This window comes from Devosia rhodophyticola, assembly GCF_028816475.1.
In the GTDB taxonomy this organism is placed as follows: Bacteria; Pseudomonadota; Alphaproteobacteria; order Rhizobiales; family Devosiaceae; genus Devosia; species Devosia rhodophyticola.
Window position 1 is genome coordinate 1,259,212 of record NZ_CP118247.1, and the last position, 15,616, is coordinate 1,274,827.

16 protein-coding genes are annotated in these 15,616 nt (G+C 58.2%); 4 read left to right on the top strand and 12 right to left on the bottom strand.

Features of this window, described 5'->3' with window-relative positions; genetic code table 11:
- Positions 1–101 precede the first annotated feature (101 nt).
- Both PSQ90_RS06070 and cydB read left to right on the top strand, forming a co-directional pair.
- The gene (locus tag PSQ90_RS06070; RefSeq protein ID WP_282212515.1) at positions 102–1,514 is read left to right on the top strand and encodes a cytochrome ubiquinol oxidase subunit I; all 1,413 of its coding nucleotides are present in this window, start codon (positions 102–104) and stop codon (positions 1,512–1,514) included.
- Complete coding sequence (gene cydB, locus PSQ90_RS06075) at positions 1,504–2,508, top strand: cytochrome d ubiquinol oxidase subunit II (protein ID WP_282212516.1); 1,005 nt, start codon at positions 1,504–1,506, stop codon at positions 2,506–2,508. Before PSQ90_RS06070 ends, cydB begins: the two co-directional genes overlap by 11 nt.
- A gap of 109 nt (positions 2,509–2,617) precedes the next feature.
- Here cydB and PSQ90_RS06080 read toward each other — a convergent pair whose 3' ends face one another.
- The 6 genes from PSQ90_RS06080 to PSQ90_RS06105 form a co-directional block, all read right to left on the bottom strand.
- Entirely contained in the window at positions 2,618–4,390 is a 1,773-nt protein-coding gene (locus PSQ90_RS06080) for an SLC13 family permease (protein ID WP_282212517.1), read from the bottom strand.
- Positions 4,391–4,447: 57 nt separating this feature from the next.
- Entirely contained in the window at positions 4,448–4,969 is a 522-nt protein-coding gene (locus PSQ90_RS06085; protein WP_282212518.1) for a hypothetical protein, read from the bottom strand.
- Complete coding sequence (locus PSQ90_RS06090) at positions 4,966–6,348, bottom strand: glycosyltransferase (protein WP_282212519.1); 1,383 nt, start codon at positions 6,346–6,348, stop codon at positions 4,966–4,968. The genes PSQ90_RS06085 and PSQ90_RS06090 overlap by 4 nt, the downstream gene beginning before the upstream one ends.
- A gap of 217 nt (positions 6,349–6,565) precedes the next feature.
- The gene (locus PSQ90_RS06095) at positions 6,566–7,552 is read right to left on the bottom strand and encodes an Hsp33 family molecular chaperone (RefSeq protein ID WP_282212520.1); all 987 of its coding nucleotides are present in this window, start codon (positions 7,550–7,552) and stop codon (positions 6,566–6,568) included.
- Positions 7,553–7,676: 124 nt separating this feature from the next.
- Complete coding sequence (gene argF, locus PSQ90_RS06100; RefSeq protein ID WP_282212521.1) at positions 7,677–8,603, bottom strand: ornithine carbamoyltransferase; 927 nt, start codon at positions 8,601–8,603, stop codon at positions 7,677–7,679.
- A gap of 45 nt (positions 8,604–8,648) precedes the next feature.
- Positions 8,649–9,848, bottom strand: a complete 1,200-nt coding sequence (locus tag PSQ90_RS06105; protein WP_282212522.1) for an aspartate aminotransferase family protein — start codon at positions 9,846–9,848, stop codon at positions 8,649–8,651.
- A gap of 359 nt (positions 9,849–10,207) precedes the next feature.
- Between PSQ90_RS06105 and PSQ90_RS06110 the strand changes: the two genes are divergently transcribed.
- Positions 10,208–10,798 carry a GcrA family cell cycle regulator gene (locus PSQ90_RS06110; RefSeq protein WP_282212523.1) on the top strand — a complete coding sequence of 197 codons (591 nt, stop codon included), beginning with the start codon at positions 10,208–10,210 and terminating at the stop codon, positions 10,796–10,798.
- A gap of 46 nt (positions 10,799–10,844) precedes the next feature.
- Here the strand turns inward: PSQ90_RS06110 and PSQ90_RS06115 are convergent, their stop codons facing one another.
- A complete protein-coding gene (locus PSQ90_RS06115) occupies positions 10,845–11,894 on the bottom strand; it encodes a LacI family transcriptional regulator (protein ID WP_282212524.1) in 1,050 nt (349 codons plus the stop codon).
- Between the two features lie 518 nt (positions 11,895–12,412).
- On the opposite strand from PSQ90_RS06115, the gene PSQ90_RS06120 reads away from it, so the two are divergent.
- Positions 12,413–12,634, top strand: coding sequence for a hypothetical protein (locus PSQ90_RS06120; RefSeq protein WP_282212525.1), 222 nt, complete (start codon positions 12,413–12,415; stop codon positions 12,632–12,634).
- A gap of 124 nt (positions 12,635–12,758) precedes the next feature.
- Here PSQ90_RS06120 and PSQ90_RS06125 read toward each other — a convergent pair whose 3' ends face one another.
- From PSQ90_RS06125 to PSQ90_RS06145, 5 genes are all read right to left on the bottom strand, one after another.
- Positions 12,759–12,977 (bottom strand): hypothetical protein, encoded by a 219-nt coding sequence (locus PSQ90_RS06125; protein ID WP_282212526.1) that lies wholly within the window; start codon positions 12,975–12,977, stop codon positions 12,759–12,761.
- Positions 12,964–13,110, bottom strand: a complete 147-nt coding sequence (locus PSQ90_RS06130) for a hypothetical protein (protein WP_282212527.1) — start codon at positions 13,108–13,110, stop codon at positions 12,964–12,966. Before PSQ90_RS06130 ends, PSQ90_RS06125 begins: the two co-directional genes overlap by 14 nt.
- Before the next feature lie 67 nt (positions 13,111–13,177).
- The gene (gene phnN, locus PSQ90_RS06135) at positions 13,178–13,726 is read right to left on the bottom strand and encodes a phosphonate metabolism protein/1,5-bisphosphokinase (PRPP-forming) PhnN (RefSeq protein WP_282212998.1); all 549 of its coding nucleotides are present in this window, start codon (positions 13,724–13,726) and stop codon (positions 13,178–13,180) included.
- A gap of 26 nt (positions 13,727–13,752) precedes the next feature.
- Positions 13,753–14,892, bottom strand: a complete 1,140-nt coding sequence (locus tag PSQ90_RS06140) for an alpha-D-ribose 1-methylphosphonate 5-triphosphate diphosphatase (protein WP_282212528.1) — start codon at positions 14,890–14,892, stop codon at positions 13,753–13,755.
- On the bottom strand, positions 14,892–15,587 hold the full coding sequence (locus tag PSQ90_RS06145) for a DUF1045 domain-containing protein (protein ID WP_282212529.1): 696 nt from the start codon (positions 15,585–15,587) through the stop codon (positions 14,892–14,894). Before PSQ90_RS06145 ends, PSQ90_RS06140 begins: the two co-directional genes overlap by 1 nt.
- Positions 15,588–15,616 lie beyond the last annotated feature (29 nt).

Below are 15,616 nucleotides of genomic sequence, written 5' to 3' on the forward strand. Positions count from 1 at the left end.
AGTGACGCGCGCCAAATGGCCATGGTCTTATTCACCTCCAGCAGGCCTACCTATGGCGCTATCGGAAGGCCAAGTGCGCCATTGCGTGAAGGAATATGAGCATGTTCATGGGAATGAGCGCCGAAATTCTGGCGCGACTGCAGTTTGCGTTCACCATTTCATTCCACTTTATCTTCCCGGCATTTTCCATCGGTACGGCCGCCTTTCTGGCGTATCTCAACTTTCTCTATCTCTGGAAAAAGGACGGTGCATACCTGCGCCTGTTTGATTACTGGAAGACCATATTTGCCGTAACGTTCGGCATGGGCGTGGTCTCGGGCATTGTCATCAGCTACCAGTTCGGCACCAACTGGGCGACATTCTCGGACAAGGCTGGCGCGGTCATCGGTCCGTTGATGGGCTATGAAGTGCTGACAGCATTTTTCCTCGAAGCGGGCTTTTTGGGGATCATGTTGTTCGGGCGCAAGCGCGTCGGCGACAGACTGCATTTTTTCGCAACGCTCATGGTGGCGCTGGGGACGCTGGTTTCAGCGACCTGGATCATTTCCGCCAACAGCTGGATGCAGACACCGGCTGGCTATACCATTGCAGAAAACGGGCAATATGTGCCTGCTGACTGGTGGGCGATCATTTTCAATCCCTCCTTTCCCTATCGCCTGGTCCACACGGTTCTGGCCGCTTTTCTGACCACCGCATTTGCCGTAGGCGCGGTGGGGGCCTACCACCTGCTCGCGGACAGGACCAATCGGCAGGCGCGCATCATGTTTTCGATGGCGATGTGGATGGCAGCACTGGTGACACCCCTGCAAATCGTGGCTGGCGACGCCCATGGGCTCAATACGCTCGAGCACCAGCCAGCCAAGATCGCGGCCATGGAAGGACACTATGAAACCCAGTCGGGCGCGCCGCTCATCCTGTTCGGCATTCCCAATGACGAGACCGAAACAACCGATTTCGCCATTGAGATACCCAAGCTCGGGTCGCTGATCCTGACCCATGATCCCGAAGGTGAGATCAAGGGGCTCAAGGAATGGGCCAAGACCGATCGCCCGCCCGCTCTCATTCCCTTTATCACCTTCCGCGTCATGGTCGGACTTGGCTTCCTGATGCTGTGTCTGGGACTGTGGTCATTGTGGCTGCGCTGGCGAGGGCGTCTTTATGACAATGTGTGGCTGCATCGCGCCGCCATCTTGATGGGCCCCTCAGGATTTGTCGCAGTTCTGGCTGGTTGGTACACGACCGAAGTGGGGCGGCAACCCTACACAATCTATGGTTTGCTGCGCACCTCCGATAGCCTTTCCAATGTTGATGCTCCGGCAGTGGGCACATCGCTCATCGCCTTCATCATTGTCTATTTCGTCGTCTTTGGCGCCGGGGTTTTCTATCTGTTGCGCCTGATGCGCCGCACGCCGCAAACCGATGATCATGAGCTTGAAAAAGCGCCGAACCGGGCAGCGGGCATTACGCCCGGACCGGCGCAATCATCAAGGATGGAGCCGAAAAATGGCCATTGATCTGGCGTTTGTCTGGGCTGGCATCATTGCCTTTTCGGTTTTGGCCTATGTGGTGCTCGACGGCTTTGATCTGGGCATCGGCATCCTGTTTCCGCTGTTTCCCGAAAAACACGACCGGGACGTGATGACCAATTCAATCGCCCCGGTCTGGGACGGCAATGAAACCTGGTTGGTGTTGGGCGGCGGCGGCTTGATGGCGGTATTTCCGCTGGCGTACGCCACCATCATGCCAGCGCTTTATATGCCGATCATTGCCATGTTGCTGGGCTTGATCTTTCGCGGTGTGGCGTTTGAGTTCCGTTGGCGTACCGAGCGCTGGCGGCCCGTATGGGACGTCGGCTTTGCCGCCGGTTCAACCCTTGCAGCCTTTACCCAGGGGATAGCATTGGGCGCGTTGGTGCAGGGTATTTCGGTTACCGGCAGGCAATATAGCGGCGGCTGGTGGGATTGGCTGACCCCGTTCAGCGTCCTGACCGGGGTGGCCGTTGTTTTTGGCTATGCCCTTTTGGGCGCCTGCTGGCTCAATCTCAAGACCAGCGGTCCATTGCAGGCCAAAGCAAGGCGCCACGCCATGATCGCTGGCGTTGCTACCTTGATCATGATCGGCATCGTCAGCCTGTGGACGCCCTTTATTCGCGAGATCTATTTTGCCCGCTGGTTTGGCTGGCCGACGGCTTTCTTTTCTGCCTTCGTCCCGCTGCTGCTGGCTGTTTGCGCCTTTGCGCTTTGGCACGGTCTGACCACCGGCAAAAATCTGCAGCCATTTCTGGCCGCATTGGGGTTGTTCGTTCTGAGCTTTGCCGGGATCGGGATCAGCTTTTATCCCTATATCGTGCCCGGCGCGCTGACCATCTATGAAGCGGCGGCACCCGACAGCTCGCTGAGCTTTTTGCTGGTCGGCGCGGTGGTACTGGTGCCGATCATTCTGGCCTATACCGGTTATGCCTATTGGGTGTTCCGCGGCAAGATCGACCCTGAAGAAGGCTATCACTGATGGCCGAGACACCGCTTTATCGGCGCCTCGGCTGGTTTGTCCTGCTGTGGATCGGTGGTGTTGGGGCCGTCGCCATTGTGGGGCTGATCATCAAGACCATGCTGAGCGCTTAGGACAGTGGCCACACCAGCAGCAACATCGGCACGCCTACCAGCACCACGATGATCGAAAGCGGCAGGCCCAGGCGCCAATAGTCGCCAAATCGATAGCCGCCAGGCCCCATGACCATGGTGTTGCACTGGTGGCCAATCGGGGTGAGGAAATCACAGCCAGCGCCAATGGCAACGGCCATCAGGAAGGCTTCAGGCCGGAAGCCCAGCGTTGTGGCGAAAGTTGCCGCAATCGGGGCCATCACCAGAACAGTTGCGGCATTGTTGAGAAATGGCGTGACCGCCATGGCCGCGACCATGATGAGCGCCAGGGCTCCGTAGGGCGGCAGCGTACTCGCCAGCCCCGACAACCAGTCAGCAATGAGTTCGGTACCCCCGGTGGTTTGCAAGCTTTCCGAAACGGGAATAAGGGCCGCCAGCATGACCAGAATTGGGGCATCGAGGTGGGTATAAGCTTCGCGCAGCGGTATGGAGCGTGTCAGGACCATGAGTGTGGCGGCACCAAAAAAGGCTACCGCCACCGGCACAATCCCGAAGGCTGTCAGGGCCATGGCAACCGCCAGAATGCCAACCGGAATCAAACCATTGCGAACGCTGCCCAACTGCAGTTTGCGTTCGGCCAGCGGCAAGCAGTCCCATTGGCGCAAAAGGTTTGGCAGATAGTTCATGTTACCGCGCAACAGCAGAACGTCGCCGTTTTGTAGCTGAATCTCGCCCAGACGCTTGGTGAAGCGGATGTCGCGGCGGCTGATGGCCAGAATATTGACCCCGGTTCGATCAAAAAGCGTCAGATCCTGCGCGCTCAGCCCGATCAGGGCAGAGGATTTTCCAACAATTGCCTCGACGGTGCCGATATCATCGGCAGGCGTCACCATATCGACCTTGCGATCCGAGAGGCTGAGGCCGCCCTGCCCGACCAGCTTATCAAGTGCCTCAGGTTCGCCTTCCAGCATTAAAATATCGCCATCGCGCAGGATGGCGTCGGGCAATGGGGTGCGGCGACGGCCATTTTCGCCAAGAATTGCGGTAATCATGGCCTGACCGCCGCCTAATTTTTGCAATTCGCCAACGGTCTTGTCGAGCACGGCGGATTCAGCAACCACCTGGGCTTCGGTGGTGTAGTTCTTGATCTTTATGGCTTCATCAATCGAACTGTCTTCGCGCTCGCGTTCGGGCAGTAATTTGTAACTCACGGCCAACACAGCGACCCCGACGATGGCCAGAACGCCGCCAACGGGGGTGAAGTCAAACATGGAGAAAGTCTCACCGGTCAGTTCGTAGCGCACGCGCGAAACGATAATGTTGGGCGAGGTGCCCACCTGTGTCATCAAGCCGCCAAGCAGCGAGCCGAACGACATCGGCATCAGGAACAAGGAGGGCGAAACCTTGGATTTTCGCGCCATTTGAAAGGCGATGGGGATCATGATGGCGAGCGCGCCGATATTCTTGACGAAGGCCGAGAGCACAGTGACCACCAGGACCAGCGCGATCAGTTGAACGCGGGGATGGGTAAGGTTGGGGGCGAAGCGCTGGATGATCACTTCCATGATGCCGGAGCGGGAAACCGCTGCGCTAACCAGCAAGGCGCTGCCCACGATGATGACGATATCGTCGGAAAAGCCGGAAAACGCATGCTCCGGTTTGACAATACCCACACCGATGGCCACCAGCAGCGCGCCCGCTGCGACAATGTCGTAGCGCACCTTGCCCCAGATGAAGACGAGCATCATGACGATAATGACAGAAAAGGACAGCAGTTGGTCGGTGGTCATAATTGGGCTCCGGCATTTCACTGCTATTCAGAGTCTTAAAGCATGCAAACGTGCAGGCTAGTATTTTCGATCCTTGCGTCGATGAAAAGATCGCCAGCGCCGGGAAGCAGCATTGGGGCGATTAAGGATCGAAACAAGCGAGGTCTGCCGCTTTGCGGGCACGACGCGGTGGCGGGTTTTAGCCCAATAGAAAGGCCGGTCTAGCAGTTCGTAGATGGCGCGGAGCGTGGCCCAGGAAACAAATATCCAATAGAGCGGCAACAGCAGTTGTGGGATCAACAGGCGAACGTGGCCGAGGCGGATGAGTCCAACCCAGGTCTGGATCAGGGGCGCGGCGTAGCCAAGAATGATGACTAGCAGATAGACGGCGTGCCAGGGGTGATCGAAATCGGCGGAGAACGGCAATCCCATAAAAAGACGCGTCAATGTGGCGATAATGTAAGCGCTGTGGAGCAGGGGCGACAGGATCATGCCGCCGACCATGGCTTCAAAGGCGATGAAATTGCCCCAGCCCAAATCGCGACGCAAGTGATGCGGTCGACGGTTGTGCACCACAAAGGTCTGCATCCAGCCTTTCATCCATCGGGTCCGCTGGGCCAGCCAGGTGTGCAATTGGGTGGGGATTCTTCGAGTGTGCCGACGGCGAGCGTTTCAACGCGATGTCGTGAGCGGGCCAGACGGACACCGAGATCGGCATCTTCTGTGACATTGTAAGGATCCCAGCCGCCCAGGCGTCGCAGCGACGACAGGCGGAAATGGTTGGAGGTTCCACCCAGGGGTATGGGCAGACGCCAACGCGCCAGTGCTGGCAATTGCACACCGAAAAGTCCGGCATATTCGCCGGCGAACAGGCTGGTGAGCGGGGATTCTGCGGCATTGTCGACGATCAGTTCTGCCTGAATGCAGTGCACGTCGGGATTGTCGCGGAACAGCAGCGCGGTGCGCCAAAGCTGATCGGGAGATGGTGTGTCTTCGGCGTCAAACACCACAACAAACTCGCCGCGCGCCAGCGGCAGGGCATAGTCGAGCGCTTTGGGCTTGGTCAGAGGCGCGGCGTGAGGCACTTCGATGAGGGTAAACTGTGGCCGGTCCAGCACCGGTTGGATGGCGTCCACCGTGTCCCTGCCACGAGCCTCCACCACGAACTTGATATCGAGGCGAGCGTGGGGATAGTCCAGTGCCAGCATGGCTGCAACCAGTTGGGGCACCATGTGTGCTTCATCGCGAAGTGGGATCAACACCGAGTAGACCGGCAATTCTTCGTCCGGCGGGCGTTGCTCGGGGTGGGCCAGCGCGGGTTTTCGGTACGTAAGGACGCTCGCCAGACGGATAGCGGCAGGCAATGCCAACAGCAATGCGACCACGGGGAAAAGCACCGCTGATTGAAAAAACGAGGATATCAGCACCAGTGTCACGGTCGCAAACAGGCCAGCAACAAAGGTCAGCCGCGCTGGAGTCGTCAGCTCAAGATTGGCACTGGCCATTGGCCAATGCCGCGCCAATCCCTGTCGAGCTTCGGTCAAGAGGTGTTCGGCAGAGGCCTCAACCAAAAAGCGGCGGAGCGCATTGGCGGGCACAAGGCACAAGCGGCGCGCCAACTTTGGCTGGGCCTGCACTAGCAATTGCAACCGTGCAAGTTCAAAAAACTGCGGTGCGCAAAACAGCACGTCGCGATCCAGAAGCCTGATCTTGAAGGCGCGCACATCCGCCAGCGCCTCAAGCCGGACGGGCGCGTAGTTGCCCTGCATCTGGCGGGGCACCACATCAAAATGAGCCAGCCCGGCCCAATTGGCGCAGCGCTCCAGCGTTGGTGCCTGCCCCACGCCCAATGTGATGGCGCAATAATCCAGCGGGTCCTGCTCGAGCGACAGGGCCGTTTCCAACACACAAAGCGCATCGTCGTGAGAGGGACACTTTTCGCGCAGAACAGCGCGTATCAGATCAGTGTGCTGCGACATGCAACGGTCGCAATAGTCCTATCGCCTTTGATGTGCGCTTACAGCAACCTAGCGCCTTGATGCCAATGATAATCAACCGCCCGCTCCCCCAAACAAGTGCGGTGAGGTTGACGTATCCGTCAACGGTCGGCAATTGCCTTTAATTGCAAAGTTGGGCGTCACTAACAAATTGTATTAATTCGATGTTTACCAGCCGAGCCCACTTTGGCAATTTACATCAATGCTTGATGGAGAAATGGTGCGGGCTGAAGTGGTAGGCGGTCGAACAAAACTCGCAGACCACCTCGATTTCCCCATCGACTGCCATTTCATCGCGATCTGCATCGGTAAAGCTGGTGGCCAGCATGTCCTCGATCCGGTCCGCCGAACAGGTGCAGCGCTCAACCATGGGCAGAGGCGGAAAAACCCGCACGCCGGTTTCATGATAGAGGCGGAATAGCAATCTTTCGGGCGAAAGGTCCGGGTCCGCCAATTCAACGTCTTCCAGCGTTGCCAGAAGGGCCTTGGCCTGGGTCCAGCTATCGGCTTCCTCTTTGTCTGAATTATCCAGGTCGCCATCGCCGGGCAAATCGCGCACCACCGACTCGCCATGGTCGGGTAGATGCTGGATCAGTACGCCACCGGCGCGCCAATGGGGTCGTTCATCGCCTTTGCGCGTGAATTCGGCAACGGTCAGTCGAACCATGGTGGGGATCTGTTCTGACTGGACAAAATAGGTGTGAGCCACTTCTTCAAGCGAATTGCCATCGAGCGCCACGATGCCTTGATAACGTTCGGTATGTTCGCCCTGATCAATGGTCATGGCCAGATGGCCTTTGCCCAGAAGTTCGCCCGGCGTGGTTCTGCCCGCTTCGGCAGCTGCCACCAATGCGTCCTGATCGAAACGGGCATAGCCGCGCAGCCCGTCGGGCGCGTCAAAATCCACAACGATCAGATTGACCGGGCCATCGGTCTGGGTCTGGAGAATGAAACGCCCTTCGAACTTGAGCGAGGAGCCGATCAGGGCCGCCAGTGCAACTGCTTCGCCCAGTAGCCGGGCAACAAGAGCGGGATAATCATGGCGGCTCAGAATGGTATCGAGCGCATCGCCAAACCGGACGGCGCGTCCGCGCGTATCAAGTTGATCGAGCGTGAAAGGGACAACTGCGTCGTCGCCGGTTTCGGGACGATCAAGGCCCAGGGCAGTCATCATATTGTCAGTCATGGCACTCAGGTCCGGCGTAAAATTACAATAGTTTCGCAGGCCGACGGCAAACGCGCAATCGCCCCCGATTTCCCAGTTGGGAAAATCAGAGGCACTTGCCCATGCGTTCTGTCAGGGGATCAGTCTAGTTGACGTCCGCCCCGAAGGCCCAGCACAACACAGCCTTTTGTGCGTGAAGGCGGTTTTCGGCTTCATCCCACACGACCGATTGAGGACCGTCGATCACCTCATCAGTTACCTCGTCACCGCGATGAGCGGGCAGGTCATGCATGAAAAGAGCGTTTTTGTCGGCCAAGGCCATCAAACTGGTGTTGACCTGATAGGGTTTCAAGACCCGGCGGCGCTCGGCAATATCCACATCGCCCATTGATACCCAGGTATCGGTGATGACAAGATCGGCGCCTTCGACTGCTTCGCGTGGGTCCTGGATCAGCCGAACCATATCGCCGGCGCGACGGATGTCGTCCATCAAGTCCTTTTCCGGACTATATTCCTCGGGCGTGGCGATGGTCAGCTGGCACTCGAAAAGTTCGGCGGCATTAACCCAGGAATGCAGCACATTATTACTATCGCCAACCCAGGCCACCTTGGCGCCCTTGATGGGCCCCCGATGCTCCTCGAACGTCATGAGGTCCGCCATGATCTGGCAGGGATGAGCGCGGCGCGTCAACCCGTTGATCACAGGCACACTGGCTCCGCCAGCCAATTCGAGCAAATCGGCGTGGGACAGGATGCGGATCATGATCGCATCGACATAGCGGCTGAGCACCTTGGCGGTGTCCGACAGGGTCTCCTCGCGACTGAGCTGCATTTCCTGTCCGGAGAGCATAACGGTCTCACCGCCCAATTGGCGCATGCCGACATCAAAGCTGACGCGGGTGCGGGTCGATTGGCGTTCAAAGATCATCGCCAGGACTTTTTCGGCCAATGGCTTGGGGCGGTCGCCCTGTTTGAGCCGGGATTTCAGCGATGCTGCGGTCGTGAGCATAGCGCGCAATTCGGCATAGTCGAAGTCGTCGATCGAGAGAAAATGTCTAGGCTGGCCGGTCATTGGCTTGGGTCCGGTTCTGGTTATCCGAGGTGATGAAAGTGAAAGTCAGTCGACAGCGGGGGCAGCAATGGCCTCGGCTTCGATAGCGTCAAAGGCGGCGGCCAGTTTTTCCATGGCCTCGACAATCTCGGCTTCCGTCACAATCAAGGGCGGCAGCAGGCGCAGAACATTTTCGCCCGCCCCAATAGCCAACAATTGGTGATCATCGCGCAGCCGTGCCACGAAATCGCGTACTGGCGGCGTGATCTTGATGCCGGCGAGCAGGCCCTTGCCACGCGTTTCGGTGACGAATTGGGGGTAGCTCTGCATCAATTGTTGCAGGTGCCAGGCCAGCTTTTGACCCATCTGATTGACGTGATCTAGAAATCCGGGGGCCAGAATGCGATCCAAAACCGCATTGGCCACTGCCGTCCCCAGTGGATTGCCGCCATAGGTTGAGCCGTGGGTGCCCGGCACCATCGACGCGGCGACTTCGCTTCTGGCAAGACACGCCCCGATGGGGAATCCGCCGCCGAGCGCCTTGGCAATAGCCATGATATCGGGTTCGATATCGCTCCACTCATAGGCAAAAAAGCGCCCGGTACGGCCATAGCCGCACTGCACTTCATCCAGGATCAGCAGCATGTCGTTTTCGTCGCACAGCGCCCGCAGCCCCTGCATATATTCAGCGGGTAGCGACGTTGCACCGCCTTCACCCTGCACCGGCTCGATCAGAATTGCGCAGGTCTGAGGCGTGATCTGGGCTTTTACCGCCTCAAGATCACCGGGGGCGACATGTTTGAAGCCCTGGGCAACCGGGCCGAAGCCTTCGGTGTAGCCAGCGTTGCCACCCGCAGCAATGGTGCCCAGAGTGCGGCCATGGAAGGAGCCGGTAAAGGCGATGATCTCGAATTTTTCCGGCTGACCTTTGGCAAAGTAGTAGTGCCGGGCGGTCTTGATGGCGCATTCGAGTGCCTCAGCGCCAGAATTGGTGAAGAACACCTTGTCGGCAAAGGTGGCGTCGACCAGTCGCTGGCCCAGACGTTCCTGCTCGGGAATAGTGAAGACATTCGAGGTGTGCCAGACCTTGTCGGCGGCCGCGTGCAGCGCTGCAGTCAGATGCGGGTCATTATACCCCAGCGCATTGACGGCGATGCCGGAATGGAAATCGAGATAGGCGGTGCCATCCTGAGAGAACAGGCGCATGCCTTCGCCCCGCTCAAAAGCGAGTTCGGACCGGGCATATGTGCCATAAAGCGCCGACATTGGAGTGCATCCCTATCGTTAGTGTTGCAAATAAATCGCAATCGAATGGCCGAATGGCGACAGTGCCACCCGAAAAACCAAAAACGCGCTACTTTTGGCGGCGCGTTCAGCCCGGTAATTAGGTCAAATCGGGCCGACAAGTCAATGTTCTCCCGGCAAGTGACTGATTTGACTCATCTTCTATTAAAGGAAAATTAACCAAGGGATTTCCGGGGGATATTTTGGGGGGACTCTTGATCCCGATTCCACCGATAGCGTAAGATCATTGGTGTTGGGGACACGATATCTCGTGTGGCGGACCCGCTCAACATACGATCCGTAGCGATTACTTAAACTGCCAATTCCAAGTTGGCAGAACGATGAGGGACTCTGTTTTGGCGATGGTAGCGGAAGCACAAACTTCGGGCTGGACTGATGAGCGCGTCGAAATCCTGAAAAAGCTCTGGATGGATGGTTTGAGCGCCAGCCAGATTGCAGGTGAGTTAGGTCAGGGCGTGACGCGCAACGCGGTCATTGGCAAGGTGCACCGGCTTAAACTGTCGGCGCGCGCCAAGCCCACCAATTCAACCCCACGGTCACGACCGGCAGCGCGGACAGCGCCGCGACGTGTGGCGAGCCCATCCAGTTCCGGCTCAATGGGCGGGGGCATGGCTGGCAAGCAGCGCACTGTTTCGAGCATGCGCACCCAAAGCGTTGGCGCAACGGCGCTGGCAGCGGATGCCGAATATGAAACCGAGCGTTATGTTGCTCCGGCGGTGCAGGAAATTTTTATTCCCGAAGACAAGCGTTTGAGCCTGCTGCAGCTCAATGAAGAGACCTGCAAATGGCCGATTGGTGATCCGCTGACCAAGGACTTCTATTTCTGCGGGCAGCATTCGGATGAGGGAAAGCCCTATTGCGAGTTTCACTCGCGGCGCGCCTATCATCAGATCGACAAAAAGCGCCGCTAGACAAGCGTCGATAAAGTTTAACGGGCGTCCTGCGGGGCGCCTGTTTTTATGGGGGATCGGAAAATTCGAAATCGGGATGCTCCAGATGTTGCAGCGTGTCGGCAGGTTCACCGTTGATCAGGCGTAACAGCAAAAGACCGAGACGTTCGCCAGCAGCAGTGAAGTCCTCGAACACGGTTTCAGCGTCCGGGCGGAACTGGGTAAAAAGCGGGGAGGACTGTTTGGTGACGACAAAGCAGTTTTGCCCGACCACAAGACCGCTTTCGGTGAGACCGGCAAGGACGGAGAGCGCTGAAACTTCACTGCAGCAGACAAACCCATCAGGGGCATCGGGGCGGCGGCGCCGACGGATGACGTAGTCGCGAATGGCGTCGGCGGAGCTGTCCAGATTGACGTCGGCGGCAACTTCCCAGGCAAGCCCGGCCTCGGCAGCAGCCGTTTCCAAGCCGTTGCGCAAATGCTGGCTATAGGTGAGCGAACTATCAGGCAGGACGATAGAGACTTTGGTGGCGCCGCGTTCGGCCAGACGTTGAACTGCCCTTTGGGCAAAGGCCTGATTGTCAAAATCGACATAAGCGTGCTGCTCAGGCCAATCGGTGCGCCCGTGAGTGATGAAAGGGAAATTGTATTCCTGCAGGAATTTCACGCGCTCATCAAACGGCTCGGTCTTGGAAAAAACCACGCCATCGGCAAGACGATTATGCACGATATGGCGGATGGGCTCGATGGGCGCGATGTTGCGGAAATGGGGGGTCACCACCAGGTGGTAGGTGGTATCGCGCATGGCGAGCGACAGCCCATTGACCAGTGAAGCGCCAAAGCCAAAGATTTCCTCGTCCGGGGCCAGGACCAATGTGATGACATTGGTGCGGCCGGTCTTGAGCCTTAACGCCGTGCGATCGGGAACATAGCCGATTTCGGCGGCAATCTTTTGAATGCGGTCGCGGGTTTCCTGGGCCAGTTCAGGGGCGTTATTGAGCGCCCGGGAGATGGTGGTGGTGGCAAGCCCGGTCATTTGAGCGATGGTTTTCAGTGTTGGCCGACCGGATGGCTTGGCGCCGCGCCTGGGGCGCGGTGCGGTTTCATTTTCTGTCACGCCACTCGATCTCCCAAACAAGCCTTGATCGGCCTATGTTATCGTTTCCATTGGCCATCAACAGCAGAATTTACGCCAATATTCAACATGTCGATTCGGCGGCCGGTTCATTGAGCGCCATAAATCCACAGTGTCGAAATCCAGAATGCGACGAAAGTTGGGTAATATTTGTCAATTATTTTGCCCGATAAGGGTTCTGTGCGCTGGTAATCGTGGCCCCACTCGCCTATCTTGCCAGTGCGTCGGAATCACACCCGATGCAATTCGTTCAACCCGAAGGAGAGGACTGAAGATGACATCATCGAATAACTTCACTATCCGAACCGGGTGCCAGAACGTACGCGTAGCGGACCTGCTTATTGCCAGTAAATGGCTAGGGATTTGTCGCTCTAAACGAATGTGACCGCTCGTCACTCGTTTGTCTCACAAGATCGATAAAATCCCCGCGTTGACCGAAACTGCCATGACAAATGTCGGCACGATTGATCGGACCCAGCGCGCAAGTGGAGTTCCCACCAATGCAAGAACGTACTTTTGACAGGACCAAGGTCCAAAAGCCCATTGTGATAGAAGTCGGAGGCGAGCCGCTCGGGGTCGTCGTGGCCGACGAGGCGGGATATAGATTTCTCGCTGTTAAACTGCCGGCCTTCGCCATAGATGGCCATACATACAATAGTGTCGAGAATGCCCGGATTGCCGCCAGCGAGGCGATGCGGCAGAATGATCTGGATGCGGCGTAATACGGGCGGGCATAGTCGGCCCGCCTCCATTTCCCAATCTGTTCAAGTCCCGTTGGACCGCAGTGCGGCGTCATCGGGTCCGTGCCCGATTGGTAAATGACCGACCCGCAGAGCCTGCAGGAGATCAATCGTCATTGGTGGCGTTGAGCTCGGTGGGGTGTTTACCCTCTGACACCGGACCAATACTGCCAAGCTTTGAAGGCATGGCCGATACGATTGCGCGTGCCAATTGGGCAACATCAAGCCCCCCGATGGGATGCCCCTGTCGGCTCAATTCCTGATTGATGATGGCGGCGATCTGTTTGACCACATCACCTCCCTGAATTCGGCTACCCGTTGCCATCTATGGAAATTCCCTGTTCATCCACACGAACCTCGACCCCTGGGCGGGTCTGCTGCTGATAGGTATAGATGGCAAAGCCGATGACGACCACCACCAGAAGGGTGATGAGCAGGTAAAGACTGTTTCGGTTCATTGGATATCCTGACGCATTTGACTGATTATATTCAACGCGCCAGCGCCCAAACGGTTCACCTTGGCAGTCAGGCAGAATGGTGATCCGCGACCTGGCGCAGAGCCAGAACCAACCGGGTAATTCCAAAGGTTGGCGTGCCCGAATTATCAATGACAATGGGCACCACATCGTCGGGTAGCGGTCGGGTTTCGCGGGCCAACCGCGCGGCGATCTGCGCATGATCCTCGCGGCCGCGCCCGGCCAGGCGCTTGGCACGCAGCGAAATTTCGGCGGTGATCAGCATGACCACACAGCGAGGGAAGGTCGTGATGGCCTGCGGCAAGGTTTGTCGCGATCCATTGGCAATGACCACCTTGCCCAAAGCCAGATCAGTGTTGACGCTGAGCGGCAGGCCATAGCGCAAGCCATGGGCCTGCCAGGAAAAGGCCAACCGCCCTGCCTCTTCGAGTTCCCTGAAGCCAGCCTCATCAAGCGTTTCGTGATCCTCAAGCGTCTGATCGGCGGGGCGGGTCACAAGACGCCTGGCAAAACTAAAGCGCCTGTCGGCAACGAGCGCGTCGCGGGCACCATTGATCAAGGTATCCTTGCCGGCGCCCGAAGCACCGACAATAAGCACCAATGTCCCCGGCTCCTGCCCCATACTCAGCTAACCCGTCTGCCCTGTCGCCAGACGCCGCGCACCACAGGCATACCGTCAATAACCCGTACCCGCACCAAGTCGGCTCGTTTGCCGACAGCGATTTCGCCCCGGTCCACTAGCCCTGCCGCCTGGGCGGGGTTGGCAGTAACCATTGCCAGCGCAGCGGGCAGGCTCATGTCCTCGACCCGCGATGGCAAAAGGAACGCAGCCTGCAACAGGGCAAAGGGCACATAGTCGGAGCTAAGCACATCCAGAAGCCCGGCCCGCACCAGATCGGTGGCCGAAACATTGCCCGAATGGGAGCCACCGCGCACCACGTTTGGCGCGCCCATCAAAATGGCGAGACCAGCATCATGGGCGGCGGCGGCCGCCTCCAGCGTCGTGGGAAATTCGGCAATGGCAACGCCGTCGCCAACCGCCTGCTCGACATGGGCCAGATTGGCATCGTCATGACTGGCCAGTGCCAACCCCAGTTCGGCGGCGCGACGCACAATAGCGGCCCGGTTGGGCGCAGAATAGCGCTTGTGTTCGGCCTGCCGGGCATCAAGATATCGGTTTAGTTCCGCTTCGGTGCGGCCCATCTTGTCCTTGTAAAAGCGCCGATAATCATCAAGCGACTGAAACTGGCGCTGGCCCGGGGTGTGGTCCATGACCGAGGCCAGCCGGGTCAGATCGTGATCGACATAGGCCTCGAATTGCTCGAGCACATCGTGGCTGGGCAATTCGCAGCGCAAATGGATGAAATGATCGACGCGCAGCCGGTCCTGATCGCGGCCGGTGCGAATGGCGTTGACCAGACGCTCCACGTGCACCCCCATATCGGGCAGATCGACATCAGAGCCAATGCGCACTGCATCGAAAACGGTGGTGATACCGGAGGCGGCAATCTGGCCATCATGGGCCTGTAGCGCCGCCATTGGATCCCAGAAGACGCCCGGTCGGGGGCGATAGTGATTTTCCAGATGGTCGGTATGCAATTCGACCAGGCCGGGAATGAGAAAGTCGCCTTCCAGATCAAAACCGTGGGTGCCGACACCGGCACCCAAAACATCAATCATGCCGTTTTCCAGACCAAGCCCGCCTTCGATTACGGTGTCGGCGGTAACAATGCGGGCGTTGTAAAAAGCAGTTTCAGTTGGCATCAGTTAGCGCCCTGGAGTGGAAAATCGGCAATACGGGTGAACATGCTGCCGCTGTCGGCTTCGTGGTAAAGCGCCAACCGATCCAACTGCAGTGGGGCTTCGAGCTCGGGGGCAAACCAGGTGTTGGCGGCGGCGGCAATATCAGCTCGCTCGGCGGGGGCAAGTCTGTCGGTCAGGGTCATGTGAAACTGAAATTCTTCAAAGGCATATGGATAGCCATAGGCGTCGAGCAGTTCCTCCTGACGCGGGGTCAGGCCATCGGCAAGCCGCGCGGCGCGGACCTTGTTGGTAAGGGGGGCGCGAAAGATTTCAAACTGCTCAACGACGGTGGCGGCAAAATCCTTGATGGCCTCGTCAGGATCGGTAGGCACCAGCGCCAGAAAGCCGGACAGATCGCCAATTTGCAGCCGACCAAGATCGACAGGGGCGTAGGTTTTGGCAAACCGCTCCAACGCTGCCTGCAAATCGGCGCGGGTTGCTCCCGAAGCCAGCGCCATCGGGGCCTTGATGGTGGCATGAAAGCCGTAGCGGCTGGCGGATTGGGTCAGGTTCAACAGGCGGTTGCGGTCAATTCCGGCGACCGGCCCATCGTGGCGTTCCTTGTTTGCAGGGTCGCGCCCCAACCAGCTTGCCGCGCGGTCCCAAAGCGGATGAGTGGTGGCTGGCGCATAGTAAATTGCGAAACGTTCCGGCATAGATACCCCCAAGAGCGCAGCCCTATCTT